Source organism: Streptomyces roseicoloratus, assembly GCF_004117935.1.
Classification (GTDB): Bacteria; Actinomycetota; Actinomycetes; order Streptomycetales; family Streptomycetaceae; genus Streptomyces; species Streptomyces roseicoloratus.
The window spans coordinates 45,157-71,864 of record NZ_SDOY01000170.1 but is presented as its reverse complement, the minus strand read 5'-3'; the positions used below and the strand labels follow the sequence as shown (position 1 = coordinate 71,864).

Genomic DNA, 26,708 nt, shown 5'->3' with positions numbered 1-26,708 from the left:
CCGGCCTGCCCGTCCGACCTGCCCGACCAATCCGGCCTGCCCGTCAGACCTACCTGTCAGACCTGCCTGTCAGACCTACCTGTCCGACCTTGTTCCAGACGCAGCACACCACCCCCCGGTCGCACGGCGACAGGCCGGCCCTGGCGGGCCGCGTACGTGGACGCGGGGCAAGAACCCTTCAATACCCGCTCTACGATGAGGCGTCCAGAAGAAGGGTGGGTTCTCAGGTGCTGGTCGCGGACCGATATCGGCTCCAAGTGTGCGTCGGGCGTGGCGGCATGGGCGAGGTGTGGCGGGCGACCGACGAGGTCCTCGGGCGGGACGTCGCCGTCAAACTGATGCTGGGTCACGAGCACGACCCGTCTGCGGCCGACCGGTTCCGCATGGAGGCGCAGACCGCGGCGCGGCTGAGCCACCCTCACGTCGTCGGGGTGTTCGACTTCGGCACCTGGGACGGGAAGCTGTACCTCGTCATGGAACTGGTGGCGGGCGACAGCCTCGCCGGCGACCGGGGGCGGTCCGTCGTCCTCGGTGCCGAGCAGGTCGCCACGGTCGCCGCGCACGCCGCGGCCGGACTCGCCGCGGCGCACCGGCAGGGCGTGGTGCACCGGGACATCAAGCCCGGAAACCTCCTGATGGACGCCGACGGCACGGTGAAACTCGCCGACTTCGGCATCGCGCGCTTCGTCGACGACCCCTCCGCCGGGCTCACCACCACCGGCCAGATCGTGGGTACGGGGCTCTATCTCGCGCCCGAGCGTGCCCTCGGGCAGCCTGCCTCGCCCGCCTCCGACGTCTACTCGCTGGGCTGCGTGCTGTACCAACTGCTCACCGGGCAGACACCGTTCCGTGCCGACACCGCGACGGCGCTGCTCTACCAGCACATCGACACTCCGCCGGCGCCGCCGCGGCAGCTGGGCGTGCCGATGCCCGCCGCGTTCGAGGCCTATCTGCTGTCGCTACTCGCCAAGCAGCCGGAGCAGCGGCCGACCGCGCAGGCCATCGCCGACTGGTTCAGCTCGGGCGCGTGGCGCGACCAGCCGATGCCGCTGCCCCAAGCCGTACCGTCGCAACCGGCTCCGCACGGCATGCCGCCCGGGAGCACTCCTCAGGGCGCTCCTCGGACCCCTCCCCACGGCGTCCCGCCTCGGGCCGTACCGCAGCATCAGGCCACGCCGCCTCACCAGGCCGCACCGCTTCACCAAGCCGCGGCGGCTCACCAGGGCGCGCCGCATTCCGTACGTCCGACGGCGCCGCACCCGGCTGTCGCGCCCGGCGGCGCCGCCGGGCCGAACGCCGTCCCCGGCCCGGTCCACGGCGGCCCCGTCGCACACGCGCCCGTCGCACATGCGCCCGTCGCGCACGCGCCTCAGCAGCGGTCGCGGCGGGTCCAGCCGCAGCCGGCCGAGAACCCGCTTGCGGCGATATCCCGGCGCAGACCGCGCCGTACCGCCGCCGTCGCCGGTGCCGTCGCGTTCGTCGTCTTCCTGCTGATCGGGATGGCCTGGCTCAGCTGAGCCGGCGGGGAGGAACCGCGGCCGGTCAGTAGACGCGCGGGGCCATCACATGGCCCTCCTGCTCCTCCGGTCCGAGCAGCAGACAGCGCGGCACTCCGGGGCCCGGCGTCGCGCGGACGGTCACCGGGATCGGCGGGTCCGCCGGCAGTTCGAGGTGGATGAGGACGGGCCGGTCGTCACGGCTCGTGGCGTACCCGGTCTCCTTGCCGTCCACCAGGATCTCGACCACCGGATGGTGACCGGTCTGGACGGTGGCGCTGACCGAGTGGCCGCGGTAGTCGATGTGGAAGTGGTGTCGTGCTCTCATGACGTCGCCTCCGCGCGCCGGGCCGCCTTCCGCCGCCTTCCCTCCAGCGTAGAACCATCCCGGCCCGTCCGGCATCGTCACCGTACGAAGGCGAGGGCCATGGCGCCCACCAGGACCAGGCCCGAGCAGATGCCCAGGTTCACGGCCTTGAACTGCAGGAAGACCGCCACGAACTCGCGGATCGTCGCACTCGGCCAGAAGTACGCGGCGGTCGGCGAGCCCACCACCTGTCCGTTGACGCCCGCCTTCCGGGCCATCAGGGCGGCCCTGAACGCATGGAAGTTGTTCGTCACGATCACGCACTCGGCGCCGGGGCGTTCCGCCTCCATCAAGGCGTGGCTGAACAGCATGTTCTCCTCGGTCGTACGCGAGCGGTCCTCGCGCACGATCCGGTCCGCCGGAAAGCCTCGCTCCACCAGGTAGTCGGCCATCGCGTGCGACTCCGGCACCTCCTCGTCGGGGCCCTGACCGCCGGAGGTGATCAGGACCGGCGTCCGGTCCACCTCACGGCGCTCGGCCAGCGTCTCGAAGACCTGGCGGCCGCGGTCCAGCCGGCTCGCGAGCAGCGGCGGTACGCGGCGTCCGCCGACCAGGCCGGAGCCGAGGACGACGACGTAGTCGGCGTCGCGCCGGATGCGCATCCGGCCGTAGAGGAAGGCGTAGCCGATGAAGCTGAGGAAGAGGAAGGAGACGTAGCCGAGGACCATCAGGAGGGTGCCGACGACGATGCCGAGGGTCGTGGAGTGGGTGAGGACGGCCGCGGCCATCAGGCCCATGACGCCGAGGATGCCGAGCCCGGCGAGCAACGAGAGCAGGTTCGCGGGCCGTCTGCCCTCCTTGCGGACCATCTTGACGCCGTTGGCGCACAGCAGTCCGGCGAGCGCCACCGGGCCGAGGGACAGCACGAGCAGCACGAGGACCATCACCGTGACGGCGACACCTGGCGGTGCGTCTTCGAGCCCGGCGAGCAGTCCGAGGCCGAGGAACGTAACGGCGAGGCCGAGGTACACGGCGTTGCTGAAACGGCGCCGGTCGCGGAGCACACCGGCACCGAAGAGCCCGAGGAAGACCGCGGCGACGACGTAGGCGAACATGCCGCCATCGTAGACAGCGCCTCCGACAACAGGCCGCCCCTTGTGGGCCGTTCCGGCGCCCGCCTGGCCGGAACCGGATGCCGGGGGGAGTCGCGGAGGACCGCGGACGCCGCACCCGAGTCCGAGTCTGACTCCAAGTCCGAGTCTGAGTCCGTGCCCGAGTCTGAATCACTACCCGAGTCTGAATCACTACCCGAGTCCGCGTCCGTGGCCCGAGTCCGAGTCCAAGTCCGCGTCTATGCGAATCCGCGTCCGTGCGAATCCCTGCCCGCGTCCGAGTCCGCGTCCGAGTCCGCGTCACGAGTCGCCGGCCCGAGCCGCGAGCTACCGACCCGACCCGAGCCGAGGACAGCGAGGCCGCGGGCCGGGAGCCGGGGGCCCGCGAGCCGGGGCGAGGGCCGCAAGCGGGGGCGAGGGCCCGGGGACCGGAGGTCCGGAGCCCGGGCCGCGAGAGGTTATCCACAGGTTGCGGACGGGGCGCCCCGTTTGTCGGTCCGGCGGAGCATCATGGCTGCATGAACGAGGAGATCAAGGACGCGGCGGACGCAACCGGCGAGGACTTCGCGGCGGCGCCCGTCTGGGAGCAGCGGTTCCGCGCCCCGCGGGTGTCGCTGCCGGAGTGGGCCGAGGAGGCCCCGGACCGCTCGCTGTTCGTGTCGAACGCCACGGGGACGTACGAGCTGTACGCGTGGGACCGGGCGACCGGTGTGCAGCGGCAGGTGACCGACCGGCCGAACGGGACCACTGACGGCACGCTCAGCCCGGACGGCCGGTGGATCTGGTGGTTCGCCGACACCGACGGCGACGAGTTCGGCGTGTGGATGCGCCAGCCGTTCGATGGCGGCGCGGACGAACCGGCCGTGGCGGGGCTCGCGGCCTCCTATCCGGCGGGCCTCGCCATAGGCCGGGAGGGCACGGTCGTGGTCGGCCGGTCGACCGACGAGGACGGTTCGACCGTGCATCTGCTGCGGCCGGGCACCGACGGGCCGGTGGAGATCTACCGGCACCGGGAGTCGGCCGGCGTCGGCGACCTCTCCCACGACGGGAGCCTGATCGCGATCGAGCACACCGAGCACGGCGACGCGATGCACTCGGCGATCCGGGTGCTGCGGGCCGCCGACGCCTCGACGGTGGCGGAGCTCGACGACACCAAGGGCGGTACGGAGGAGCTGGGCCTGAGCGTCCTCGGCTTCGCGCCGCTCGCCGGGGACACCCGGCTGCTCGTCGGGCACCAGCGGCGCGGCCGCTGGGAGCCGATGCTGTGGGACGTGGCCACGGGCACGGAGACCGATCTGCGGCTCGACCTGCCGGGCGACGTGTCGGCCGAGTGGTATCCGGACGGCTCGGGCCTGCTGATCGTGCACGGCTTCGAGGCCCGCAGCGAGCTGTGGCGGTACGAGATAGCGACCGGCGCCCTGGTACGGGTCGACACCCCGGCCGGCTCGGTGTCGAGCGCGACGGCCCGCCCGGACGGCTCCGTGGAGTACCTGTGGTCCTCGGCCGCCCACCCGCCGGTGGTGCGGTCCACGGACGGCTCGGTCGTCCTCGACCCGCCGGGCCCGAAGGCACCGTCGTCGGTGCCGGTGGAGGACGTGTGGGTGGACGGCCCGGGCGGCCGGATCCACGCCTTGGTGCAGCGCCCGGCGGAGGGCGAGGGACCGTTCCCGACGGTCTTCGAGGTGCACGGCGGCCCCACCTGGCACGACAGCGACTCCTTCGCCGCGGGCCCCGCCGCCTGGGTCGACCACGGCTACGCGGTGGTGCGGGTGAACTACCGCGGCTCGACCGGCTACGGCAGGGAGTGGACGGACGCGCTCAAGCACCGGGTCGGTCTGATCGAGCTGGAGGACATCGCGGCGGTCCGCACGTGGGCCGTGGCGAGCGGGCTCGCCGACCCGAAGCGGCTGGTGCTCGCCGGCGGCTCCTGGGGCGGATACCTCACCCTGCTCGGCCTCGGCACCCAGCCGGACGACTGGGCGGTCGGCCTCGCCGCGGTGCCCGTCGCCGACTACGTGACGGCCTACGAGGACGAGATGGAGGCCCTGAAGGCGCTCGACCGCACGCTCCTCGGCGGCTCGCCCGAGGAGGTGACCGAGCGGTTCGCGGCGTCGTCGCCGCTGACGTACGTGGACGCGGTGAAGGCGCCGGTGCACATCTCGGCCGGGGTCAACGACCCCCGCTGCCCGATCCGCCAGATCGAGAACTACGTGGACCGGCTGGCCGCCCGGGGCGCGGTGCACGAGGTGTACCGGTACGACGCGGGGCACGGCTCGCTGGTGGTGGACGAGCGGATCAAGCAGGTCGCCCTGGACCTCGCCTTCGCGGCCCGTCACCTGGGGACCCGGAAGGAGGTGGGCTGAGGGGGCTTGCGTACCGTGGGGGTGTGTACCGGTTCCTGAGAACGCCCCGCTGGTGGGGGATCAACGTCTTCGTTCTCCTCGCGATCCCGTTCTGCCTGTTCATGGGCACGTGGCAGATGGGCAAGTTCGAGGACCGTGTCGCCGACCACCAGGATGCCGATCGGCGGCCGGCCCCGACGGCGGGGTCCGCCCAGGCGCTGGAGACGCTGCTGCCGGTGGACAAGGAGACCTCGGGACGGATCGCCCGCGCCAGCGGACGGTTCGGTGAGCAGTTCCTGGTGCCCGACCGGGAGCTGGACGGCCGCACCGGCTCGTACGTGCTGACGCTCCTGAGGACCGACGGCGGCAAGGCGCTGCCGGTGGTCCGCGGCTGGCTGCCCGCCGGCGCGAAGGCGCCGGCACCGCCAGCCGGCGAGGTGACGGTGACGGGCGCGCTCCAGGCCTCGGAGAACGCCGGCTCCAAGGGCGTGCGTGCGGCCGGCGGGCTGCCGCAGGGCCAGCTGGGCATGATCAGCGCCGCCTCGCTGGTGAACGTGGTGTCGGACGACGTCTACGACGCCTGGATCACCCTGACCGAGTCCCCGGCCGGGCTGACCCCGGTGCCGGCGACGGCCGCCGCGGGCACTTCCCTGGACATGAAGGCCTTCCAGAACCTGGGCTACACCGCCGAGTGGTTCGTCTTCGCCGGCTTCGTGGTCTTCATGTGGTTCCGGCTGCTGCGCCGCGAGGCCGAGGCCTCCCGGGACGCCGCGCTGGGGTTGTAGGGCGCTGGGGCCGCAGGACGCGCTCGGGCTGGGGGCGCTGGCTGTGGGGCGCGCTGGGCCTGCGGGCCCACTCGGCGGGTAGGAGCGCGCGGCCGGTCGGAACGCGGTGTGCAGGAGCGCCCGGCCCGTCGGCGCCCTCGGCCCGTGGGAGCGCCCGGCTAAGCAGGCCGTTCAGGGAGCCGGTCGTTCAGGAGGCGTCCAGGACTCCGGTTCGGTAGATGGTGCCCGCGCAGGCGTTGGGGATGGTGGCCGCGGCCACCGGGCCGCCCGGGTCGGCGGTGTGGGTGACCTCGACGCTGCCGTCCGTCGGGCCGCCGTCGGTGGCGAGCTGGGCGGCGGGGGCGCTGTCCGTGGTGTCCGTGCCGGTGGAGCCGGTGGTCCCGGTGCCGGCGGAGGTCGAGCCGCCGGCCGACGACGGGGTCGGGGTGGGCGTCGGCTCCGGGCCGGTGGTGGGGCAGGTCTCGCTGGGTACCCAGGCGAACCGCACCTCGTACGCGTTGTCCGGGGTCAACAGGAGCTTGGGCGCCTCCTGCGAAGGGTCGGGCAGGCCGCTCGCCGCGTCGCCGGTGGTGTGCTCCACGACCGTGATCCGCGCGCCGTCGGCGGCGCCGCGCGCCGCGAAGCCGACCCGGCCGGCGCCGCCGACCACGCAGTCGCGGGCGGAGACGTTGGCGATGCGGAAGGTCCCGTAGACCTTCCCGGTCGCGTCCGGGGCGCCGGTCTGCACGGAGCTGACGCCCAGCTGTCCGGCCTCGCAGACCGGCTTGGTCTCCGGGGCGCCGGACGGTGCCGTCGCGTCGCCCGTGCTGCCGCCCGGGCCGTCGGCCGACGCGGTGGGCTTGCCGCCGGCGCCCTCGGCCTCTCCATGGCTGGGCTCCGCCGTGCCGGGGGCCTGGGTGTCGCTCTGCTGGCCGCCCTCGATGCCGGTCTCGGTGCCCGTGCCGCCCTGGGCCTGCTCGCCGTGCCCGGCGTTGACGGCCTTGTCGGCGGTGACCCCGCCCGAGGAGGCGACGTGCACCAGCGCCGGGACGGCCGTACCGACGAGGACGACGGCGGCGGCGACGCCGACGAGCGCCTGCCGCTTGCGCACCCGGCGGGCGGGCACGGCACGGCGCAGGTGGTCGAGCGCGCCCTCGGAGGGTTCGAGACCGGCCACCGCGCCCTGGAGGAGGCGCCGCAGCGCCACTTCGTCGGGCGTGCCGTTCTCCGGCGCTTCGTTCACCATCCCGCGTCCACTCAGGTCGTCCCGGTCACCGTGCTGGTCGTGCTGCTGCTCGTGCCATGCCGCGCCACCGCCCGGCCCGCGGCCGGTCTCGCGGTCCGCCCCGCGACGCGCCATCGGGTCCGTGTCCCGGCCCGCCCGAGGGCCTGCGCCGCGGCTCGTGGCGCGGCTCTGCGCGGCGCCGCCGTCGCGGGCACCCTCCCGGGTGCCGCCACCGGCGCCGTCCGGCGACCCGCTCATGACGTGGCCTCCATGGCGACCCGCAGCGCCGCGATGCCGCGGGAGCCGTAGGCCTTGACGGACCCGAGGGAGATCCCGAGGGTCTCCGCGACCTGGGCTTCCGTCATGTCGGCGAAGTATCGCAGCACCAGCACCTCGCGCTGCCGTCGCTGGAGTCCGCGCATGGCCTTGATGAGCGCGTCGCGCTCCAGCTGGTCGTAGGCGCCCTCCTCCGCGCTGGCCATGTCGGGCATGGGCTTGGAGAGGAGCTTGAGGCCGAGGATGCGCCGGCGCAGCGCGGAGCGCGAGAGGTTGACGACCGTCTGCCGCAGATAGGCCAGGGTCTTCTCGGGGTCGCGCACCCGGCTGCGCGCCGAGTGGACCCGGATGAAGGCCTCCTGGACGACGTCCTCGCACGAGGCTGTGTCGTCGAGGAGCAGCGCGGCGAGACCCAGCAGCGAGCGGTAGTGGGCCCGGTAGGTCTCGGTGAGGTGGTCGACGGTGGTGCCGGCTGCCATCGTGTCGTCAGCGCCCTCGCGGGGCGCCGGAATGCCGCTGACGGTGGCCGGACGGCTGGTCCTGAGGGGCATGGGCGCGATCACCGGCATGCCACTGACCGGGCGCGGCCGCCTGAGCGGGCGCACCGCGGTGCTGCGCAGCGGGATGACCGCCGCGATGTCGAGTACCTCTGCCACGCCTGTTGGACACGCTTCCCCCCGTCAGGGTTGTACGCGTACGCCACCGTTTTTGGCGGTGCGTCATTTGCCCTCATGCGTAACCGTTCTCCCCCGTTGCCCCGCTCGTGCGGCGTGCTCCGCGTCACATGCTTCCGGGTGCACGCGAAGACGCTCCCACCCGGCCACTGGTTGCAGAGGGAGGGAACAGCATCGTCGTCCAGGACATCTGACCTGATCAAGAGGCATCTGAAGCCGATTTGCTCACAGGGCGTTCACGGATCCTACAAAGTTGAACGGCGAGGGGACGCCGATTTCCGGACACTGATCAGATCATCGGCCCGTTTCGAGGTGTGTTCCGAGGTCTGCTCCGCAGTCTGCTCGGCTGTCTGATCCGCGGTCTGCTCGGCGGTCTGCTCGGCCGTCTGCTCCGCGTTCTGCTCGGCTGTCTGATCCGCCCGTCTGCTCCGCCCGTCTGTTCGGCGATCTCTTCGGCGATGCGCTCGGCGTTCTGGCGCCGGGTCGTCGTACAGCACCACGCCCGGCGAGGTGGCGAGGATCTCGTGGGCGCGCGCCACGGTGACCGGTCGTGCGAAGCGGGCGTGCACGGAGGCGGAGTGGCCGGTCACGACCGGGAACCGGACGCAGGTGGCCGTGACCCGCAGCCGCGGCAGGTCCAGGATCTTGCGGGTCCCCTCGCGGACCGCCGGCTCCTCGGCGGACCAGCCGTCCGCCGCGGGCCCGCCCCACCAGGGCAGGACTTCGAGGGCCAGCGGTCCGGCGAAGGTGCCGGTGTTGTCGCCGACGGCCCGCCGGACGTCGCCGGGATGGACGCCCGGCTCGCTGCCGGTGACGCTGCCAATGACCAGGGCCAGCCTGTGACGGAGCGCCCGCCGTGCCCGCGCGTCCCGCGGCGCGGCAGCCTGCTGGAGGGTGACGACGAGTTCGTCGAGCCCGTACGCGGCGTGCAGCGCGCCCACGGCGACGATCGGTGTCAGGGTCGAGCAGCCGTATCTCGCCCCAGACGTCCGCGTGGTGCGAGAGCGCCTGGTGCGAGAGCGCCTGGTGCAGCACCGCGCCCACGGCCCCGGTCGCTCCCACGACCGCGAGCGTCGGTCGGCAGCGGGCCGGCGGCACCGGGTCGCCCAGCGCCGGCAGAGCCGGGCTGACTGGGGCCGGGAGCACCGGATCGCCCGGGGCCGGACTACTCAGGGCGAGGAGCACCGGATCGCCCGGGGCCGGGCCACCCGGGGCCGGAAGCCCCGGGTGGCCGACCCGGAATCCCGGGTCGCCGGTCGGGAGCGGCGGGCTGCCCCGCTCACCGGAGGACGGGCTTGGTCAGCGGCCCGTGCCGCCGTAGACGACGGCCTCGTCGGAGTCGCTGTCCAGACCGAAGGCGGTGTGGACGGCGCGGACCGCCTCGTTCACGTCGTCGGCGCGGGTGACGACCGAGATGCGGATCTCGGAGGTGGAGATCAGCTCGATGTTGACGCCCGCGTCGGACAGCGCGCGGAAGAAGTCCGCGGTGACGCCCGGGTTGGTCTTCATGCCGGCGCCGACCAGGGAGATCTTGCCGATCTGGTCGTCGTAGCGCAGCGAGTCGAAGCCGATCGTGGCCTTGGTCTTCTCCAGGGCGTCGATGGCCTTGCGGCCCTCGGCCTTGGGGAGGGTGAAGGAGATGTCCGTCAGACCGGTGGAGGCCGCCGACACGTTCTGCACGATCATGTCGATGTTGATCTCGGCGTCCGCGACGGCCCGGAAGATGGCCGCGGCCTCGCCCGGCTTGTCCGGCACGCCGACGACCGTGATCTTCGCCTCGGAGGTGTCGTGGGCGACACCGGAGATGATGGCCTGCTCCACCTTCAGATCCCCTGTCGGTTCGTTGCTGACCCACGTGCCCTGCAGCCCCGAGAAGGAGGAGCGGACGTGGATCGGGATGTTGTAACGGCGTGCGTACTCGACGCACCGGTGCAGCAGCACCTTGGAGCCGGAGGCGGCGAGCTCCAGCATGTCCTCGAAGGAGATCCAGTCGATCTTCTTCGCCTTCTTCACCACGCGCGGGTCGGCGGTGAAGACGCCGTCGACGTCCGTGTAGATCTCACAGACCTCGGCGTCGAGCGCGGCTGCCAGGGCGACGGCGGTCGTGTCCGAACCGCCGCGGCCCAGCGTGGTGATGTCCTTCTTGTCGGCGGACACACCCTGGAAGCCGGCCACGATGGCGATGTTGCCCTCGTCGAGCGCGGTGCGGATCCGGCCCGGCGTGACATCGATGATGCGCGCTTTGTTGTGGACCGAGTCGGTGATGACACCCGCCTGGCTGCCCGTGAACGACTGGGCCTCGTGGCCCAGGTTTTTGATCGCCATGGCCAGCAGGGCCATGGAGATCCGCTCTCCGGCGGTCAGCAGCATGTCGAACTCACGGCCGGCCGGCATCGGGGATACCTGCTCGGCGAGATCGATCAACTCGTCCGTCGTGTCGCCCATCGCGGAAACCACGACGACCACCTGGTGGCCGTTCTTCTTGGCTTCCACGATCCGCTTGGCGACGCGCTTGATGCCTTCGGCATCGGCAACGGAGGAGCCTCCGTACTTCTGCACGACAAGGCCCACGTGCGCTCCTCGCTCAGTCCTTGCCACAGCTCGGCACTGCGGTCGGTTCAGTCTAACGAGCGAGCCCGAAACGCCACCGGTATATCGAATGCTGAGACGCAGCGCTCGCAGAGTGATCAGGAGCTCAGGATCGGGCCGGTCAGGACGGCGGGCGCCCGTAGCCGGAAGTGCCTGACGCTCGCGCCGGAGCGCCCGTCGCAGAAGTGCCTGACGCTGGACGGAGACCGTGGCCGCGCCAGGGGTGCCGGAAGACACCGACGTCTCGCTCAAGCCGGGAGCGGCAACAGCAACGACAACCGCCGAGGTCCGCGAAGGCCACTGCCGCGAGGCCCGCGAGCCCGCCGTACCGACTCCACCACCGACTCCAACGTCGCTCCAGCGCAACGTTCTCGACCGTTCATGCCCCGTCATGAACCCCTGACGGCAGGGGCGTTGGGGGTGTCTGCGGGTCTGCAGGTCTACGAGTCTGCGGGTCTACGGGTCCGCCGGTCCGCGGGTCCGTTGGTCGGCGGGTCCGCGGGTCTGCCGGTTTGCCGGTTTGCCGGTCTGCGGGCAACACCGATTCACACACGTGCGCGGCTGCCGAGCCGGCCGCTTCCGCCACCGACTCGTGCGCGGCGGCTCCGCCGCTGCTCAGACCTTCCGGCGGCCCAGGCCCAGCGGGCCCGCGATCTCCTGGATCATCACGCGGCCCGCCTCCTCCGCGAGGTCGTCCTCGGTCACGTCCTCGTCCGTGTCGAGCCCGTCCAGCTCGGCCAGCGGCTGGTCGAGGCGCACATGGGCGACCAGCGACTGCAGGGCGCGCAGGGTCGCGGAGGCGGTGGGTCCCCAGTTGGAGAAGTACGAGAACTGCCACCACCACAGCGCCTCGCTGGTCCGCCCGGCCCGGTAGTGGGCGAGGCCGTGCCGCAGGTCGGTGACGATGTCGGCGAGGTTGTCCGAGATCCGGGCCGGGACGGGCGCCTTGCGCGGCTCGTACGGGTCGAAGACCTCGGAGAACACGTCCACCGGGTCGAGCATCGTCGCGAACCGCTCCCGCAGCTCGTCGACGTCCAGGTCCGGGCCCGCGTCGGGCTCGTACCGCTCGTCGGGGACGATGTCCTCGTGCGCGCCGAGCCGGCCGCCGGCCAGCAGCAGCTGGGAGACCTCCAGCAGCAGGAAGGGCACGGCGCTGTCCGGCTCGTCGCCCTTCGCGACCTCCGTCGTCGCGACGATGAAGCTCTCGATCGAGTCCGCGATCTGGACGGCGAAGTCGTCCGGGTCCTGCGTGATGGCGTGCAGCGTGGCGTCAGACATCGAGGAGCCTTCCTGCTCGGGTCCCTGGGAGCGCGACGGTCCCGTCGTCATACATCTAGCAGCCGCCGCCCCTCGAAGGCACGCCCCAGGGTGACCTCGTCGGCGTACTCGAGGTCGCCGCCGACCGGCAGACCGCTCGCCAGTCGGGTCACCTTGAGGCCCATGGGCTTGATCATCCGCGCCAGGTACGTCGCGGTGGCCTCGCCCTCCAGATTCGGGTCGGTGGCCAGGATCAGCTCGGTGACCGTGCCGTCCGCGAGGCGGGCCAGCAGCTCGCGGATCCGCAGGTCGTCCGGTCCGACGCCCTCGATGGGGCTGATCGCGCCGCCGAGCACGTGGTACCGCCCGCGGAACTCTCGGGTCCGCTCGATGGCGACGACGTCCTTCGGCTCCTCGACCACGCAGATGACGGTCAGGTCCCGGCGCGGATCACGGCAGATGTTGCACTGCTCCTGCTGCGCCACGTTGCCGCAGACCGCGCAGAACCTGACCTTCTCCTTGACCTCCATGAGCGCCTGCGCGAGCCGGCGCACGTCGGTCGGCTCGGCCTGGAGGATGTGGAAGGCGATCCGCTGGGCGCTCTTGGGACCGACGCCGGGCAGCCTGCCCAGTTCGTCGATGAGGTCCTGAACCACGCCTTCGTACAACGTCAGCGCCCTTCTCGGGAGTGCTTGATTCTTACGGTAATGGCTGGAAACCGGCCACAGAAGGTGTACGGCCCAGAAGACGGCGCCGGACGGGTGTGCGGGCCCGCGGGGGGCCCGCTCGTACGGTCAGAAGCCGAGGCCCGGCATTCCGCCCAGGCCCTGGGCCAGCGGGCCCAGCTTGGCCTGCTGGAGCTGCTGCGCGTTCTCGTTGGCGGCCTGCACCGCGGCGAGGATCAGGTCGGCCAGGGTCTCGGTGTCCTCCGGGTCGACCGCCTTCGGGTCGATGACCAGACCGCGCAGCTCGCCGGAACCGGTCACGGTGGCCTTGACGAGGCCACCGCCCGCCTGGCCCTCGACCTCGGTCGCCGCAAGCTCGGCCTGGGCACGGGCGAGGTCCTGCTGCATCTTCTGCGCCTGCTGGAGGAGCTGCTGCATGTTGGGCTGGCCACCACCGGGGATCACGGTCACTCCTCAGATCTGGAACACGGCAAACTCGGCGAACTCTGCAAACTCGGCGCACTCGGCACTCGGCACTCGGCACTCGGCACTCGGCACTCGGCGAGCTTGCAGACCGAGCCTACGTGGTCCCCGACCCCCACGCCGAAGCAACTCTTTCGAGTGAGAAACTGCGGGCTCCTCTACCTGATCAACACCCTCTTGCGGGCGGAAATCCCGGGATTCCGGGTCCACAGCCCACCATTCGGCGGTAGGAAGGGCAGGCACCACGTGCACCGCACGTCACAGAAGGACACGAGCGCTGAGCTGAACAGAGGAGTTCCCCGGTGAGCCAGCAGCCGGACATGCAGCCACAGCCGGGGAACCCCGAAGGCCCGGGCAAGCCCGGACGTCCGGCCGCGGAGCGGGATCTGACCGGATCGCCCTTCCCGCTGGGCGACTGGGGCGAGCCCGCCGAACGCCTCGACGAGCTCTACCGCTGGGTCGAGTCCAACGCGCTGCGCACCGCCGAGTGGTACCTCTCCGACCGCGTCTGGAAGCGGCGCTGCGCCCGCGTGCTGCGCGCCGGCACGGCCCTCGGCGTGATCGCGGGCGCCGCGCTCCCGCTGCTCGACCTGACCGGGGTGGCCGAGGGAACGGCCGGCTGGGGCTATCTGTCGCTGCTGCTCGGCGCCGCCTGTCTGGCCTGCGACCGTTACTTCGGCCTGACCTCGGGCTGGATCAGGAACGTGGCCACGGCCCAGGCCGTGCAGCGCCGCCTCCAGACGCTCCAGTTCGACTGGGCCTCCGAGAGCGTGCGCGAGGTCCTCGGCCCCACCGAGGGCACCGCCAGCGAGGCCGCCGAGCGCTGTCTGGGCGTCCTGCGCCGGTTCTCGGAGGACATCACCGAACTCGTACGGGCGGAGACCGCCGACTGGATGGTCGAGTTCCGCTCGGGCCCGGCGCCGCTGGCCCTGCAGTCCGTCGGCACCACGCCGCCCCGCCCCGAGCCCGGCCAGCCCCCGGGCCGCTTCCCTTTGCCGCCGGGCACCCGCCCGAACATGCCCCGGCAACGCCCGCCGGAGCCGCGCTGAGGGCCGGTCGGGAGTCCTGACCGGCCGCGCTACGGGCTGGCCGAAGCCTGACCGGCCGCGCTGAGAGCCGACCGAGAGACCTGGCCGACGGCGCTGATGACCGGGCCGAAGCCTGGCCGACGGCGCTGAGGACCGGGCCGAAGCCTGGTCGGCCGCGCTGAGGGCGGGCTACGGCCTGCTGATACTGCGGGCCGTCCGTGGCCTGGCTGACGACTGGCTGCGGCCTAGCTGAGGATGATCATCGAGCCCTGGCCCAGGCTCCTGGTCGCCGCCGCGTGGAGTCCCAGCCACACGTGACGCTCGCGGGCGAAGGGGCTGTCGTCCTGGTACGGCGCCGCCGCGGCGGGTTCCTCCAGGGCGGTGGGCCGGTCCGGGGCCCGCGGCGCGGCGGGCGGGTTGGCGGGGTCGATGCCGATCGCGGGCGCCACGAACTCCAGCTCCCGCAGCAGCCCCTGCGAGGAGCCCAGCGGCCCGCCGCCCTCGAGCAGCTCGTCGTTGGACAGCGGTGCGGGGAAGTCGACCGGCACGTACGCGCCGGCATGGTCGTAGTGCCACACCAGATGGGACTGCTGGGCCGTCGCCTCGAACATCTCCAGGAGCTGCTCGTAGTCCCCGCCGAGCTCGCCGACCGGTTCGACGGGCAGCCCGCACATCTGGAGCAGGTACGCGCGGCGCAGGAAGTGCAGGGCCTCGTAGTCGAACCCGGCGACCGGGGCGACGTCGCCGGAGAGACCCGGCATGTACGCGTAGACGGGCACGGTGGGCAGGCCGGCCGCGGTCAGGGCGTGGTCGTAGGCCGCGATGTCTTCCGCGAAGGGGTTGTCGGCGCTGTGGCACAGCACGTCGACGAGGGGGACCAGCCACAGGTCACAGGCCAAGACAGGCTCGCTCTCCGTCAATCGCCGTCGGTTTCGGGGACGCCAGGGTAGTCGGGGTCTCGGACCACGACTACCTGTCGGGGTGCCTGCCCCCGGAAGACCCGCCTCAACCCGTGGCGCCGGCCTCAAGCCGTGGAGCCACCGCGACCCGTGGCGCCGGCCTCAAGCCGTGGAGCCACCGCGACCCGTGGCGCCGGCCTCAGCTCGTGGTGCCCGCGCGGCCCGTGGCATCGGCGCGGACCGTGGCATCGGCGCGGACCGTGGCATCGGCGCGGACCGTGCTGCCCGCACCGGTGGCGCGGGCGTCCAGCCGGTCGGCCCACTCGAGGCACTTCGCGTTGTACGCCCGTACGACCGCGACCGCGCCTTCCCCGTCGCCGCGGGTGATCGCGTCGATCAGGTCGACGTACCCGCTCCACAGCCAGCCCAGCAGGTCGCGGTCCGAGCGCAGATAGGGCACGGAGAAGACCCAGGCCTGGACGCGGAGCCGGTGCAGGAAGTCGGCGATGTGGTCGTTGGCGGCGACGAGCCGGCCCAGCTCGCGCCAGTAGCGGATGTCGTAGCCGATGAGGACGTCGAGGTCACCGGCCCGGGCGGCGCGGGCCGCGGCCTCGCCGCGGCGCCGTATCGAGACGAGCGCGACGCCGACGGAGACGTCGGGGTCGACGGGCGCGGTCCGCGGGGCCTGGCGGCGGAAGATGCCGTCCACGACGAGCATCCGGGCCTCGACCATGCCCCGGTAGTCGTCCACCGAGAACTGGTGCACCCGGAAGCCGCGGTGCTGGTCGGAGTCGAGGAGCCCCTGAGCGCACAGGTCGACCAGGGCCTCACGGACCGGCGTCGCGGACACGCCGTACTGCTCGGCGATCTGCTTGACCGTGAACTCCTCGCCCGGTTGGAGACGCCCCGCGAGCACCTCGTCACGCAGCGCGTCCGCGATCTGCTGACGAAGGGTGTTGCGGGTGACTGCTCCGCTCGCGGGCATGGACTCCTCGGCCCCCTCCGTACGACTTCCGGGACACCCTAGTCCAGGCCACGCGGGGAGCGGCCAGGTCACGCGGAGTGGTGCGCGGAGGGAGCGTCCACGTCACGCGGAACGGTGCGCGGAGGGAGCGTCCACGTCACGCGGAACGGTGCGCGGGGCGAGGGGGCGGCGCGGGCTTGGGCCCGCCCGCCCCGGGCCGGTTTCAGACGGTGTGCTCGTCGGCGACGGACAGGGCCGCGTCCAGGGCCGCCAGGCCCTCCTTCGCCTCCGCCTCGGTGATGTTGCAGGCGGGGACCGCGTGGGTGCGGTTCATGTTCACGAAGGGCCACAGGCCGTTCTTCTTCGCCGCGGCGGCGAAGGCGGCCATGGGAGCGTTGGCCTCGCCCGCCGCGTTGTACGGCACCAGCGGCTCGCGGGTCTCCTTGTTCCTGACCAGGTCGAGCGCCCAGAAGACACCGAGACCGCGCACCTCGCCGACGGACGGGTGGCGCTCGGCGAGCTCGCGCAGGCCGGGGCCGAGGACGGTCTCGCCGATGTGGGCGGCGTGCTCGACGACCTTCTCGTCCTCCATCACCTGGATGGTGGCGACGGCTGCGGCGCAGGCCAGCGGGTGCCCGGAGTAGGTGAGGCCGCCGGGGTACGGGCGGGTCTCGAAGGTGGCGGCGATCTTCTCGCTGATGGCGACGCCGCCGAGCGGCACGTAACCGGAGTTGACGCCCTTGGCGAAGGTCAGCAGGTCGGGCACGACGTCGAAGTGCTCGGCGGCGAACCACCGGCCGGTACGGCCGAAGCCGGCCATGACCTCGTCGAGGATGAAGACGATGCCGTACTTGTCGCAGATCTCGCGGACACCGGCGAGGTAGCCGGGCGGCGGGGTCATGATGCCGGCGGTGCCCGGGACGGTCTCGAGGATGATCGCGGCGATCGTCTGCGGGCCCTCGAAGGCGATGGTGTCCTCGAGGTGCCGGAGGGCGCGGGCGCACTCCTCCGCCTCGGTGGCGGCGTAGAACGGCGAGCGGTAGAGGAACGGCGCCCAGAAGTGCACCACGCCGGCGGACGCGGTGTCGGAGGCCCAGCGGCGCGGGTCACCGGTCAGGTTGATCGCGGTGGAGGTGGCGCCGTGGTACGAGCGGTAGGCCGAGAGCAGCTTCGTGCGGCCCGTGTGCAGGCGGGCCATGCGGACGGCGTTCTCGACGGCCTCGGCGCCGCCGTTGGTGAAGAAGATCTTGTCGAGGTCGCCGGGGGTGCGCTCGGCGATGAGGCGTGCGGCCTCGGAGCGGACGTCGACGGCGAAGGCGGGCGCGAAGGTCGTGAGCTTCCCGGCCTGCTCCTGGATCGCCGCGACGACCTTGGGGTGCTGGTAGCCGATGTTGGTGTAGACGAGGCCGCTGGTGAAGTCGAGGTAGCGGTTGCCGTCGTAGTCCCAGAAGTACGAGCCCTCGGCGCCGGCGACGGCGAGCGGGTCGATCAGGCCCTGGGCGGACCAGGAGTGGAACACGTGCGCGCGGTCGGCGGCCTTGACGGCCGCGCCGGCCTGGGGATCGGGCTCGACCTGAGGGGTCGCGACATGAGGGGTCATGGCTCCGAGGGTAAGGAAGCGCAGGTGGGGCGGGCCATGGCCATCTTGTCCACCGAGACCGGGGCGGACGAGACAGGTTGCCGGGAGAGGCGGATACATTGACAGCATGCTGTCGACATGACAGTCTGCTGTCACAGGGAGGGTCACGACGGCCCTCCTGCGGAGGGTCGAGACGACCCTCCGCACCGAGGGTCGGAGACGACCCCACCGAGCCGGGGAGGCCCGCCATGACCAGCACCGCCCGTACGAGCGTTCCCACCACCGCCCGCACGACCGTCCATCTGGCCGTCTACGACACGCTCGCCGACTGGGAGACGGGCCACGCCACCGCCTGGCTCGCCCGCGCCGGATTCACCGTCCGGACGGTCGGCACGGTCGCCGGGGAGCCCGTCACCACCCTGGCCGGCATCCGGCTCGTCCCCGATCTCGCCCTCGCCGACCTCGACCCGGCGGACAGCGCCCTGCTGATCCTTCCCGGCGCGGAGAAGTACGACGAGGGCGACGAGCTCGCGCCCTTCACCGCCAAGGCGCGCGCCTTCCTCGACGCGGGCGTGCCGGTCGCCGCGATCTGCGGCGCCACGGCGGGTCTGGCGAAGGAGGGCCTGCTCGACGACCGTCCGCACACCAGCGCCGCCTCGTTCTACCTGGCCGCCACCGGCTACAAGGGGAGCGAGCACTACGTCGAGGCGGACGCCGTGACGGACGGCGATCTGATCACGGCCGGGCCGACCGAGCCGGTCGCGTTCGCACGGGAGATCTTCGCCCGCCTCGGCGCGTACGAGGGGAAGCGGGACGCCTGGTACCGCCTGTTCCACCACTCGGACCCGGCGGCCTTCGCCGAGCTGAACGGATGAGCCGCCGACAGCAGGCCGCCCTGTCCCGTACGGCACTGAGCGTCTTCCGGCTCAACGGCCAGTTCCTCGCCGTCTCCGAGAAGCTGGCCGAACCGGCGGGCCTGACCGCCGCCTGGTGGCAGGTCCTGGGCGCGGTGCTGCCCGAGCCGCTGCCCGTGGCCGGGATCGCCCGCGTCATGGGGATCACCCGCCAGAGCGTGCAGCGGATCGCGGACCTGCTCGTACGGGAGGGCCTGGCCGTCTACGAGCCCAACCCGGCCCACCGCCGCGCCAAGCTCCTCGCCCCGACCGACGCCGGCCGTGCCGCCGTGCGCCGCATCGACCCGGGCCACGCGGAACTGGCGGCCCGACTGATGCGTGAACTCGGCGGGCAGGAGGCCTTCGAGGAGACGGTCCGGGTCCTGGAACGACTCTCGCGGGCGCTGGACGCGGTGAGCACGGACCTCCCTGCGCCGACTCGGACACAGACACCCGAGGCGTAGGCCGCGAGGCGCAGGCCGCGAGGTAGGGACACCTGAGACAGCGGCCGGCTCGGGCACGGACACCCGAGGCGCAGGCCGGCCCGGGCACGCACTCCCGAGGCGCAGGCCGGCCCGGGCACGGACACCCGAGGCGTAGGCCCGCGAGGCGTAGGCCCGCGGCCGGTCCTAGCGGGTGAGCATGCGCTCCAACAGGCCCACGAGAAGGGCGCGCTCTGCCACGGACAGTGGCGCCATCAGCTCCTCCTGCGCCTCGGCGAGAACCTCGTCGAGGCGTTCGAGCTGACTGCGGCCCTGCGGAGTGAGGGTGACGACGTTGCGGCGGCGGTCGTCCGGGTCGGGAGTGCGGGCGACCTGGCCGCGCCGCTCCAATTCGTTGATGACGGAGACGAGATCGCTGCGGTAGATGCCGGTGCGGCGGCTGAGGCCGGCCTGACTGGTCGGACCGAACTCGTCGAGGGAGACCAGGACCGCGTAGTGCCACTTGCGGGCGTCCTCGGCGGCCAGGCGTTCGCTGACCATGCGATCCGCCCGGGCGGAGGTCATCGCGAGCAGACGGCTGGGCAGACCGCGAAGCCGGCCGGGGGTCTGCTGCTCGTCCACCTCGTCCATGGCGTCGGCCGCACGCGCCGCGTCGGCCGCATGCGCCGCAAACCTCGCGTCGAGGGCGCGCGTCGCGCTGATCGCGTCCGATGCGGCGTTCTCGCTGCCTTCGGCATTCTCGGGGCGCTCGCTCATGCCGTGCAGATTACCCCTTGCGTTAGTGACCCGAACGATCTACTGTCGTTAGTGCCACAAACGTTAGCTGGATGAACGTTAGAGGAGTGAACGAGCATGTCCGAGGTCACCACCGCTCCCGCTGCCGACGCGCGCACGCTCGGCCTCGCCCATTACGCTGCCCGCGCCGTCCTGGAGCACGTCCTGGCGGGGCACGGCATCACCTTCCAGCAGCAGATCGCCCTGCGCGCGGCGGTCACCGCCGAGACCGCGCAGACGCCGGACCAGCTCGTGGCGAGCGTCCGGGCCTCCCTCAAGGCGGATCCGACCGACGCCCGCGCCACACTCGACGAACTGGTGAACCGGCGACTGCTCGTCGCGGACGGCTCACATCTCCTCCCCACGGACGCGGGCCGCGCGCTGCTCACCTCCGTCGCGGCCGAGACCGCTCCCGTCACGGCCCGGGTCTGGGGTGGCATACCCGCCGAGGACCTCGCCGCCGCCGGCCGCGTCCTCGCCCTGGTGACGACCCGGGCGAACGAGGCACTCGCGGAACTGACCACCTGACGAAATCCGGGGAACGGGAGTTCGAAACCCGAGGGGCTGGGATTCGCGTTCCGTACGGGTCCCGGGCCGGCCCCGAGCGCGGGTCCTGGTCCCGGGTCACGGGTCATGGGTTACGGGTTACGGGTCACGGGTCCCGAGCACGAGGCCCGGGTTCCGAGCGGGGGTGACACTGGCAGCGTCGCAGGTCTCCTGGGCGCTTCCATCGGGTACAGGAGCGGGCAGCGGCTCAGATCATCAGGACGATCCGGCCGGGCCGGCGGCCTGCCTCGGCGCGGCGGTGGGCCTCCGCGGCCTCCTCCAGGGGGAGGACGTCCGCCACGCGGGTGACCAGCTCACGAGCGGCCACCTTCTCCAGGATCTCCGTCAGGCGGGCGGCGTCCGGACGGGCGCGGTCGAACTCGACGCGGATACCGCGCTCGGTCACGGGGACGCGGTCCGGGGCGATGGCCACGAAGACACCGCCGTTCTGGAGGGCGGCCAGCATCGGGGTGCCGACCAGGGCTCCGTCGAAGATGCCGTCCACGCCGCCCGGGGCAAGTTCTCCCACGGCACGGAGCACGTGCACCGGTTCGCCGCGGGGGACGCACTCCTTGGCGCCCAGGAGCTTCAGTTCGCTCTCGTCGCCCTCGTACGAGACGGCGATCACGTCCAGTCCGGCCCCGGCGGCCATCTGGACCGCGAAGCGGCCCACGACGCCGCTGGCGCCGGTGACCAGCAGCGTCGAGCCGGGCGGGAGACCGAGCTGGTCGAGGCCCTGGGCGGCGGTGAGGGCAGCCAGCGGGACCGAGGCCGCGGCGGTGAAGTCGACGTCCTCGGGGATGGGGGCCAGCCACTCAGGCTCGGCCCAGATGACCTCCGCGTAGGTGCCCTGACCGGTCAGCTCCGCGTACCAGGGCTCGAAGCCCGCCACCGGGGTGCCGGCGGGCAGGGTGCCCTGCGGGCCGGTCACGGGGTCGAGGAGGCGGCCCGCGAAGTCGGTGCCGAGGACGAACGGAGGACGCAGCATGCCCATCTGGGCGACGTACAGACCGGCCCGGATCCGGAGGTCCGCCACGGTCACACCGGCGGCCTTCAGCCGCACCCGGACCTTGCCGGGCACCTGACCGGCCTCCGGTTCGGGACGGCGGGCCATGCTCAGCACCTCGGGTCCGCCAAAGGCGGTCACTTCGACGACACGCATGGGGTTCTCCTCCTGCGGAAGCCCCCTCGTGGCCATTAGACCCACGCCCGCCACGCCCGGCAACAGCTGAAGGAGGCACGGGTGACACCCCGACACCAGGGCCCCTCCTGGCGCCCGACGACGGCCCCGGCACGGTCACGGGACCGGCCGGCTCAAGACGCCGACCGGGCGCACCGGCCCACCGGACACGGGCGGGCGCCGCCCTGCGGTCGGTCGAGGTCATGGGAGCCGGCGGCGCGTGAGGCACAGGGCGGCGCCAGGGGACCGGGCGGCGCCACGGGTACGGGCAGGGCGAGGGGACCGGGCGGCGCCACGGGTACGGGCGGCGCCACGGGTACGGGCAGGGCGAGGGGTATGGGCGGCGCCACGGGTACGGGCAAGGGGAGGGGTACGGGCGGCGCGCCAGGGGTACGGGCCACGGGCAGCGCGAGGACTGGGCACGGGCGGCGCAGGGGTACGGGCGGCGCGAGGATCGGGCGGGGGCGGGTCAGGGCTGCGGGAGGAGGTCACGGGCCGGTGGATCTGCGGTGCGGGCGGCCTTGGATCCGCGGTGCGGGCCGTGGATCTGCCGCGAGCGAGGACGACCGGTCTGGCATTCTCTTTCGACGTGGATCCCTTGAACGCGGAAGACCCGGTCGCCATAGGGCCGTTCCGGCTGCTCGGCCGGCTCGGTGTGGGCGGCATGGGCCGGGTGTACCTGGCACGTTCGGCGGGCGGGCGCGCCGTCGCGGTGAAGGTCGTGCACCCCGAGCTGGCCGCGCAGGACGAGTTCCGGCGCCGGTTCGCCCGGGAGGTCGCCGCCCTGGAGAGGGTCGGCGGCAGCGGCACCGCGCCGGTGCTGGGCGCGGACACCGGGGCCGAGTTGCCGTGGGTCGCCGTCGGCTACGTTCCGGGGCCCTCGCTGCGGGCCGTCGTCGGCGACGACCACGGGCCGCTGCCGTCCGCAAGCGTGCGCACCCTCGCCTCCGGGCTCGCCCGCGCCCTCACCAGCATCCACGCCGCCGGTCTGGTGCACCGTGACCTGAAGCCGTCGAACGTGCTGCTGACGGTCGACGGTCCGCAGATCATCGACTTCGGCATCGCCCGCGCCCTCGACACCGTCACCGACGGCGGGCTGACCAGCACCGGCGCCGTCGTCGGCTCGCCCGGGTTCATGTCGCCGGAGCAGGTGCGCGGCGAGAAGGTGACGCCGGCGTCGGACATCTTCTGTCTGGGTTCGGTGCTCGTGTACGCGGCGACCGGGCACTCGCCGTTCGGCGGGTCGGACAGCGGCGTGCACGCCACCATGTTCCGCATCGCCAACGACGAGCCCGAGCTGACGGGGCTCGCGCCCGAGCTCACCGGGCTGATCCGGGCCTGCCTGGCGAAGGACCCGGCGGCCCGGCCCTCGGCCACCGAGCTCGTCGAGACCCTCCAGGTCACCGACCCCTGGCTGCCCGCCGAGGTCCTCGCGCGGCTCGGCCGGCACGCCGCCCGGGTGCTGGAGGCCGAGAGCGCGAGCGGCATCGAGGCGGGTGACCCGACGCCCGCCACCCCGCTGCCGCCGACCGCCGGTTCAGGGCCCGGGTCCGGGTCCGGGCCCAGGAGCCGCCGTCGGGGCCTGGCCGCAGCCGTCGGTGCCCTCGTCGTCGTGGCCGCCGCGGGTCTCGCGTACGTCTACGGGCCGCTGGGCGGCCTCGGTGCCGGCGGTGACGACGGCGGGCAGAACGGCAAGGGACGCGGCGGCAGCGGGACGACCGGGGCGCGGCCCTCGGGGATCGTGCCGGCCGCGTTCATCGGCGCCTGGGAAGGCGTGCTCAAGGGGAGGGCGGACATCCCGTACGAGACGAGCCGGATCGAGATCACCCAGGGTGCGGAGGGCGCCCGTACCGCCGTCTACACCCATGTCACCGGGGAGCGGCTGTGCATGGGCCGGGCCGCGGTGCTCTCCGCGACCGAGAGCGAGCTCGTCCTCGGCGAGGCCGAGATCACCGCGAGCGTGCCCGCCCAGCGCTGTACGCCGGCCGCCCGCCAGACCCTGCGGCTGCGCTCCACCGACGTGGTCGAGTGGAGCTCCGGCGTGGCGAAGACGACCTTCCAGCGGGTCCCGGCCGGTCCGGCCGTCGTCCCCGCCACGCTCGTCGGCGGCTGGACGCAGTCCGAGGACCAGATCACGCAGCCCGAGGCCGACCGCTACACGTACCACCTGACCATCACCCAGGGTCCGGTCGGCGCTCCCCTGGTCCGTTACGAGCAGTCCTTCCCCCGCACCGACAAGGAGGGGAACACCACCTCCGAGGACGTGCGCTGCGTCGCCACCGCCGTCGTCGGCGGCGCCGGCAACCTCCTCGTCGTCGGGCCCGAGATCCGCGATCCGGAGACCTGGGACCCCGAGTGCGCCGAGAACGGCTCCGGCAACTTCCGCATCGTGCGCTACCAGGGCAAGGAGCTGCTGCACCTCTACGGGATGACGTCGGACGGCGAACCCGCGGAGTTCGTCCGCGACTGAACGCGGGCGGCGGGGGCGGCGACCGGGGCCCGGGGCCGGGGCCGTCAGCCGCCCAGGAGGCTCAGGACGGCGCGGATCGCGGTGGCCACCGGCTGGCCGAGGGTTTCGGCGAGCGAGGCGATGCCCATGACCGTCATCAGCGCCTGGCGGCGCTGCGCCGGTTCGGTCTCCTCCTCGCCGGTGATCGCCGGGAGGCTCGCGTCGACGGCCTGCGCGTCCTGTGGCGACAGCTGGGGCCGCAACTCCTCCAGGAGGCGGACGAGTTCCCGTACCGCGCGGGTCAGCTCTTCCGACGCCGCGCCGCTGTCCTCGCCGGTGGCGGCGCCCTGGTGGAAGACCATGCCGGTGTTGCCCGAACCGCCGTGCATGTTGACGGTGTTGCCGTAGTAGTGGTTCCCGCCGTTCGTCATGCCGCCATCCCCACGTTGCCCTGACCGCCGTACATGTTCACGGTGTCGCCGAAGTAGTAGTTGTTCGGGCTGCCGATCATCAGCCGCTCGACCCGCACCTGGAGCTCGGTGTCCGGGTGCTCGATCGCGTGGGCGATCGACTGGACGAGCCGGTGGAGCGTATCCGGGTTCGGGGCGGTGACCAGCGCCGTCGACCGGCCGTTGGACTCGACCGCGAGCACGTAGTGCGACTTGGCGCTCAGCACCATGATCATGTCGATCAGGAACCAGATGAGGGCGCCGATCGCGGCCAGCCAGATGAAGGTGAGCAGTCCGCCGAGGTCCGACTGCGTGCCGAAGGAGGCGAGGCCGGTGAAGAACGTGAAGGCCATGGCCACGATGAGCGTCAGGGCCGTGCGCTTCACGAAGCGCCGTACGGCCTCGGCCCGGCGCGGGTGGAGCATGAAGGTGTGGACGCGGGCGATGTTGTGCAACGGATAGACCGCGCCGCCGACCCATAACAGCCGCTTGCTGATGACCACGTCCACGCCGCTGAAGACCGTCGGCGGTGCCGCCGGTTTCGCCGCCGCCGTCGCGGCTGTCGCCGCGGGGCTCGCCGCCGCGGGCGAGGGCTGCGGCGGGACGGACGGAGGCGGTGGTGGTGGTGAAGGCGGCGTCGACGGCCTGTCGGGTGTCGTCATGGTGTCCCCTGAGGTCAGAGTGCGATGAGACGACGAGACAAGCGGAGGCGCTCACCTCCGGACAAGGCGCGAACAAGCCTTTCTCGGAACCGGCCGTTCCGCACGCGGCCCATCCGTACGCGGCCCATCCGTACGCGGCCGATCCGATGCGCGGGCGTTCCGTGCGCGGGCGTTCCGTGCGCGGGCTCGTGCGGCGAGAAAGGGCCCGCGTTCCGGTCGAGCCGGTACGCGGGCCCCTCACCCACAGGCCGTGCGGCGGCCTACAGGAACGAGTTGATCTCGATCGTCTCGTCGCGGCCCGGGCCCACGCCGATCGCGGAGATCGGGGCGCCGGACATCTCCTCCAGGGCCTTCACGTACGCCTGGGCGTTCTTCGGCAGGTCGCCGAAGGTCTTGGCCTTGGTGATGTCCTCGGACCAGCCCGGCAGCATCTCGTAGATCGGCTTCGCGTGGTGGAAGTCGGTCTGCGAGTACGGCAGCTCCTCGACGCGCTTGCCGTCGATCTCGTACGCGACGCAGACCGGGATCTGCTCCCAGCCGGTCAGCACGTCGAGCTTGGTGAGGAAGAAGTCGGTGAGGCCGTTCACACGGGTCGCGTAGCGGGCGATGACCGCGTCGAACCAGCCACAGCGACGGTCACGGCCGGTGGTGACACCGCGCTCGCCGCCGATGCGGCGCAGCGCCTCGCCGTCCTCGTCGAAGAGCTCCGTCGGGAACGGGCCCGCGCCGACGCGGGTCGTGTACGCCTTCAGGATGCCGATGACGCGGGAGATCTTCGTCGGGCCGACGCCCGCGCCGGTGCAGGCACCGCCGGCGGTCGGGTTCGAGGAGGTGACGAAGGGGTACGTGCCGTGGTCGACGTCGAGCAGGGTGCCCTGGCCGCCCTCGAAGAGCACGACCTTGTCGTCGTCGAGCGCCTGGTTCAGGATCAGGGTCGTGTCAGCGACGAACGGCTTGATCTGCTCCGCGTACTGGAGCATCTCCTCGACGATCTGCGCGGCGTCGATCGCCCGGCGGTTGTACAGCTTGGCGAGCAGCTGGTTCTTGCCCTCCAGCGCCGCCTCGACCTTCTGCGTGAGGATCGACTCGTCGTAGAGGTCCTGGACCCGGATGCCGACGCGGTTGATCTTGTCGGCGTAGGTCGGGCCGATGCCGCGACCGGTGGTGCCGATCTTGCGCTTACCGAGGAACCGTTCCGTCACCTTGTCGAGGGTGACGTTGTACGGGGTGATCAGATGGGCGTTACCGCTGATCAGCAGCTTCGAGGTGTCGACGCCGCGCTCGTTCAGCCCGCTCAGCTCGGAGAGCAGGACCGCCGGGTCGACGACGACGCCGTTTCCGATGACCGGGGTGCACCCCGGGGAGAGGATTCCGGAAGGGAGAAGGTGCAGTGCGTACTTCTGGTCGCCGACGACGACCGTGTGGCCGGCGTTGTTGCCGCCCTGGTAGCGCACCACATAGTCAACGGACCCACCGAGCAGGTCGGTGGCCTTTCCCTTGCCCTCGTCACCCCACTGAGCACCGAGCAGCACAAGTGCGGGCACAGGCGTACACCCCTTCCGGGCGGGGCATGTCCAAGGTCAGGGGGCCGACGCCGCCTCACCGGTGTGCCCCGGAATAGACGAAGCCCCTGGCGCAATAGCGCAAGGGGC

Annotated in this window: 26 protein-coding genes; 9 read left to right on the top strand and 17 right to left on the bottom strand. The window is 72.4% G+C overall.

What is annotated here, in order from left to right; all coding sequences use genetic code 11:
* The first annotated feature begins 227 nt into the window (after window positions 1–227).
* Window positions 228–1,517: a serine/threonine-protein kinase gene (locus tag ESG85_RS30105; RefSeq protein ID WP_128984465.1), complete on the top strand. Its 1,290-nt coding sequence runs from the start codon at window positions 228–230 to the stop codon at window positions 1,515–1,517.
* A gap of 25 nt (window positions 1,518–1,542) precedes the next feature.
* Here the strand turns inward: ESG85_RS30105 and ESG85_RS30100 are convergent, their stop codons facing one another.
* Together ESG85_RS30100 and ESG85_RS30095 are read right to left on the bottom strand one after the other, a co-directional pair.
* On the bottom strand, window positions 1,543–1,824 hold the full coding sequence (locus ESG85_RS30100) for a hypothetical protein (RefSeq protein ID WP_128984337.1): 282 nt from the start codon (window positions 1,822–1,824) through the stop codon (window positions 1,543–1,545).
* Between the two features lie 77 nt (window positions 1,825–1,901).
* Complete coding sequence (locus tag ESG85_RS30095) at window positions 1,902–2,918, bottom strand: YdcF family protein (protein WP_128984336.1); 1,017 nt, start codon at window positions 2,916–2,918, stop codon at window positions 1,902–1,904.
* A 515-nt stretch (window positions 2,919–3,433) separates the two neighbouring features.
* Here ESG85_RS30095 and ESG85_RS30085 point away from each other — a divergent pair.
* A complete protein-coding gene (locus ESG85_RS30085) occupies window positions 3,434–5,278 on the top strand; it encodes a S9 family peptidase (protein WP_246095399.1) in 1,845 nt (614 codons plus the stop codon).
* Between the two features lie 23 nt (window positions 5,279–5,301).
* Entirely contained in the window at window positions 5,302–6,042 is a 741-nt protein-coding gene (locus tag ESG85_RS30080) for an SURF1 family protein (protein ID WP_128984335.1), read from the top strand.
* Between the two features lie 187 nt (window positions 6,043–6,229).
* Here ESG85_RS30080 and ESG85_RS30075 read toward each other — a convergent pair whose 3' ends face one another.
* From ESG85_RS30075 to ESG85_RS30045, 7 genes are all read right to left on the bottom strand, one after another.
* Window positions 6,230–7,504: a hypothetical protein gene (locus ESG85_RS30075; RefSeq protein WP_246095397.1), complete on the bottom strand. Its 1,275-nt coding sequence runs from the start codon at window positions 7,502–7,504 to the stop codon at window positions 6,230–6,232.
* A complete protein-coding gene (locus ESG85_RS30070; RefSeq protein ID WP_246095395.1) occupies window positions 7,501–8,178 on the bottom strand; it encodes a SigE family RNA polymerase sigma factor in 678 nt (225 codons plus the stop codon). Before ESG85_RS30070 ends, ESG85_RS30075 begins: the two co-directional genes overlap by 4 nt.
* Before the next feature lie 263 nt (window positions 8,179–8,441).
* Window positions 8,442–9,137, bottom strand: a complete 696-nt coding sequence (locus ESG85_RS30065) for an Asd/ArgC dimerization domain-containing protein (RefSeq protein WP_309548893.1) — start codon at window positions 9,135–9,137, stop codon at window positions 8,442–8,444.
* A gap of 358 nt (window positions 9,138–9,495) precedes the next feature.
* Complete coding sequence (locus ESG85_RS30060) at window positions 9,496–10,767, bottom strand: aspartate kinase (protein WP_128984334.1); 1,272 nt, start codon at window positions 10,765–10,767, stop codon at window positions 9,496–9,498.
* A 633-nt stretch (window positions 10,768–11,400) separates the two neighbouring features.
* The gene (locus tag ESG85_RS30055; protein WP_128984333.1) at window positions 11,401–12,063 is read right to left on the bottom strand and encodes a DUF5063 domain-containing protein; all 663 of its coding nucleotides are present in this window, start codon (window positions 12,061–12,063) and stop codon (window positions 11,401–11,403) included.
* A 47-nt stretch (window positions 12,064–12,110) separates the two neighbouring features.
* Complete coding sequence (gene recR, locus ESG85_RS30050; protein ID WP_128984332.1) at window positions 12,111–12,710, bottom strand: recombination mediator RecR; 600 nt, start codon at window positions 12,708–12,710, stop codon at window positions 12,111–12,113.
* A 126-nt stretch (window positions 12,711–12,836) separates the two neighbouring features.
* Window positions 12,837–13,172: a YbaB/EbfC family nucleoid-associated protein gene (locus ESG85_RS30045; RefSeq protein ID WP_128984331.1), complete on the bottom strand. Its 336-nt coding sequence runs from the start codon at window positions 13,170–13,172 to the stop codon at window positions 12,837–12,839.
* 338 nt (window positions 13,173–13,510) lie between these two features.
* Between ESG85_RS30045 and ESG85_RS30040 the strand changes: the two genes are divergently transcribed.
* On the top strand, window positions 13,511–14,239 hold the full coding sequence (locus tag ESG85_RS30040; protein WP_246095434.1) for an SLATT domain-containing protein: 729 nt from the start codon (window positions 13,511–13,513) through the stop codon (window positions 14,237–14,239).
* A 224-nt stretch (window positions 14,240–14,463) separates the two neighbouring features.
* Here ESG85_RS30040 and ESG85_RS30035 read toward each other — a convergent pair whose 3' ends face one another.
* The 3 genes from ESG85_RS30035 to ESG85_RS30025 form a co-directional block, all read right to left on the bottom strand.
* Entirely contained in the window at window positions 14,464–15,117 is a 654-nt protein-coding gene (locus tag ESG85_RS30035; RefSeq protein WP_128984329.1) for a hypothetical protein, read from the bottom strand.
* Between the two features lie 199 nt (window positions 15,118–15,316).
* The gene (locus tag ESG85_RS30030) at window positions 15,317–16,102 is read right to left on the bottom strand and encodes a GntR family transcriptional regulator (RefSeq protein ID WP_128984328.1); all 786 of its coding nucleotides are present in this window, start codon (window positions 16,100–16,102) and stop codon (window positions 15,317–15,319) included.
* Window positions 16,103–16,304: 202 nt separating this feature from the next.
* Window positions 16,305–17,681 (bottom strand): aspartate aminotransferase family protein, encoded by a 1,377-nt coding sequence (locus ESG85_RS30025; protein ID WP_128984327.1) that lies wholly within the window; start codon window positions 17,679–17,681, stop codon window positions 16,305–16,307.
* 227 nt (window positions 17,682–17,908) lie between these two features.
* Here ESG85_RS30025 and ESG85_RS30020 point away from each other — a divergent pair, with 227 nt between their 5' ends.
* Together ESG85_RS30020 and ESG85_RS30015 are read left to right on the top strand one after the other, a co-directional pair.
* Window positions 17,909–18,535 carry a DJ-1/PfpI family protein gene (locus tag ESG85_RS30020; RefSeq protein ID WP_128984326.1) on the top strand — a complete coding sequence of 209 codons (627 nt, stop codon included), beginning with the start codon at window positions 17,909–17,911 and terminating at the stop codon, window positions 18,533–18,535.
* The gene (locus ESG85_RS30015; protein ID WP_128984325.1) at window positions 18,532–19,017 is read left to right on the top strand and encodes a MarR family winged helix-turn-helix transcriptional regulator; all 486 of its coding nucleotides are present in this window, start codon (window positions 18,532–18,534) and stop codon (window positions 19,015–19,017) included. The genes ESG85_RS30020 and ESG85_RS30015 overlap by 4 nt, the downstream gene beginning before the upstream one ends.
* A gap of 165 nt (window positions 19,018–19,182) precedes the next feature.
* Here ESG85_RS30015 and ESG85_RS30010 read toward each other — a convergent pair whose 3' ends face one another.
* Window positions 19,183–19,752 carry a MarR family winged helix-turn-helix transcriptional regulator gene (locus tag ESG85_RS30010; protein ID WP_309548890.1) on the bottom strand — a complete coding sequence of 190 codons (570 nt, stop codon included), beginning with the start codon at window positions 19,750–19,752 and terminating at the stop codon, window positions 19,183–19,185.
* A gap of 96 nt (window positions 19,753–19,848) precedes the next feature.
* On the opposite strand from ESG85_RS30010, the gene ESG85_RS30005 reads away from it, so the two are divergent.
* Window positions 19,849–20,298: a MarR family transcriptional regulator gene (locus ESG85_RS30005; RefSeq protein ID WP_128984324.1), complete on the top strand. Its 450-nt coding sequence runs from the start codon at window positions 19,849–19,851 to the stop codon at window positions 20,296–20,298.
* Between the two features lie 226 nt (window positions 20,299–20,524).
* Here ESG85_RS30005 and ESG85_RS30000 read toward each other — a convergent pair whose 3' ends face one another.
* Window positions 20,525–21,478 carry an NADP-dependent oxidoreductase gene (locus ESG85_RS30000; RefSeq protein ID WP_128984323.1) on the bottom strand — a complete coding sequence of 318 codons (954 nt, stop codon included), beginning with the start codon at window positions 21,476–21,478 and terminating at the stop codon, window positions 20,525–20,527.
* Window positions 21,479–22,085: 607 nt separating this feature from the next.
* On the opposite strand from ESG85_RS30000, the gene ESG85_RS29995 reads away from it, so the two are divergent.
* Window positions 22,086–23,966: a serine/threonine-protein kinase gene (locus ESG85_RS29995; RefSeq protein WP_128984322.1), complete on the top strand. Its 1,881-nt coding sequence runs from the start codon at window positions 22,086–22,088 to the stop codon at window positions 23,964–23,966.
* Between the two features lie 44 nt (window positions 23,967–24,010).
* Here the strand turns inward: ESG85_RS29995 and ESG85_RS29990 are convergent, their stop codons facing one another.
* Together ESG85_RS29990 and ESG85_RS29985 are read right to left on the bottom strand one after the other, a co-directional pair.
* The gene (locus ESG85_RS29990; protein WP_128984321.1) at window positions 24,011–24,376 is read right to left on the bottom strand and encodes a hypothetical protein; all 366 of its coding nucleotides are present in this window, start codon (window positions 24,374–24,376) and stop codon (window positions 24,011–24,013) included.
* Window positions 24,373–24,903, bottom strand: coding sequence for a DUF6232 family protein (locus ESG85_RS29985; protein WP_128984320.1), 531 nt, complete (start codon window positions 24,901–24,903; stop codon window positions 24,373–24,375). The genes ESG85_RS29990 and ESG85_RS29985 overlap by 4 nt, the downstream gene beginning before the upstream one ends.
* Between ESG85_RS29985 and ESG85_RS36355 the strand changes: the two genes are divergently transcribed.
* Window positions 24,890–25,084, top strand: a complete 195-nt coding sequence (locus ESG85_RS36355; RefSeq protein WP_128984319.1) for a hypothetical protein — start codon at window positions 24,890–24,892, stop codon at window positions 25,082–25,084. The genes ESG85_RS29985 and ESG85_RS36355 overlap by 14 nt on opposite strands.
* Before the next feature lie 232 nt (window positions 25,085–25,316).
* Here the strand turns inward: ESG85_RS36355 and ESG85_RS29975 are convergent, their stop codons facing one another.
* Window positions 25,317–26,600 carry an adenylosuccinate synthase gene (locus ESG85_RS29975; RefSeq protein ID WP_128984318.1) on the bottom strand — a complete coding sequence of 428 codons (1,284 nt, stop codon included), beginning with the start codon at window positions 26,598–26,600 and terminating at the stop codon, window positions 25,317–25,319.
* Window positions 26,601–26,708 lie beyond the last annotated feature (108 nt).

What these genes read in the sequence shown, in the direction of transcription:
- ESG85_RS30020 (WP_128984326.1), top strand. Translation starts at nt 17,909, where the DNA reads ATGACCAGCACCGCCCGTACGAGCGTTCCCACCACCGCCCGCACGACC.
- ESG85_RS30055 (WP_128984333.1), bottom strand. Translation starts at nt 12,063, where the DNA reads ATGTCTGACGCCACGCTGCACGCCATCACGCAGGACCCGGACGACTTC.
- ESG85_RS36355 (WP_128984319.1), top strand. Translation starts at nt 24,890, where the DNA reads ATGACCACGTCCACGCCGCTGAAGACCGTCGGCGGTGCCGCCGGTTTC.
- ESG85_RS30010 (WP_309548890.1), bottom strand. Translation starts at nt 19,752, where the DNA reads ATGAGCGAGCGCCCCGAGAATGCCGAAGGCAGCGAGAACGCCGCATCG.
- ESG85_RS29990 (WP_128984321.1), bottom strand. Translation starts at nt 24,376, where the DNA reads ATGACGAACGGCGGGAACCACTACTACGGCAACACCGTCAACATGCAC.
- ESG85_RS30005 (WP_128984324.1), top strand. Translation starts at nt 19,849, where the DNA reads ATGTCCGAGGTCACCACCGCTCCCGCTGCCGACGCGCGCACGCTCGGC.
- ESG85_RS30095 (WP_128984336.1), bottom strand. Translation starts at nt 2,918, where the DNA reads ATGTTCGCCTACGTCGTCGCCGCGGTCTTCCTCGGGCTCTTCGGTGCC.
- ESG85_RS30025 (WP_128984327.1), bottom strand. Translation starts at nt 17,681, where the DNA reads ATGACCCCTCATGTCGCGACCCCTCAGGTCGAGCCCGATCCCCAGGCC.
- ESG85_RS30040 (WP_246095434.1), top strand. Translation starts at nt 13,511, where the DNA reads ATGCAGCCACAGCCGGGGAACCCCGAAGGCCCGGGCAAGCCCGGACGT.
- ESG85_RS30000 (WP_128984323.1), bottom strand. Translation starts at nt 21,478, where the DNA reads ATGCGTGTCGTCGAAGTGACCGCCTTTGGCGGACCCGAGGTGCTGAGC.
- ESG85_RS30075 (WP_246095397.1), bottom strand. Translation starts at nt 7,504, where the DNA reads ATGAGCGGGTCGCCGGACGGCGCCGGTGGCGGCACCCGGGAGGGTGCC.
- ESG85_RS30030 (WP_128984328.1), bottom strand. Translation starts at nt 16,102, where the DNA reads ATGCCCGCGAGCGGAGCAGTCACCCGCAACACCCTTCGTCAGCAGATC.
- ESG85_RS30085 (WP_246095399.1), top strand. Translation starts at nt 3,434, where the DNA reads ATGAACGAGGAGATCAAGGACGCGGCGGACGCAACCGGCGAGGACTTC.
- ESG85_RS30015 (WP_128984325.1), top strand. Translation starts at nt 18,532, where the DNA reads ATGAGCCGCCGACAGCAGGCCGCCCTGTCCCGTACGGCACTGAGCGTC.
- ESG85_RS30100 (WP_128984337.1), bottom strand. Translation starts at nt 1,824, where the DNA reads ATGAGAGCACGACACCACTTCCACATCGACTACCGCGGCCACTCGGTC.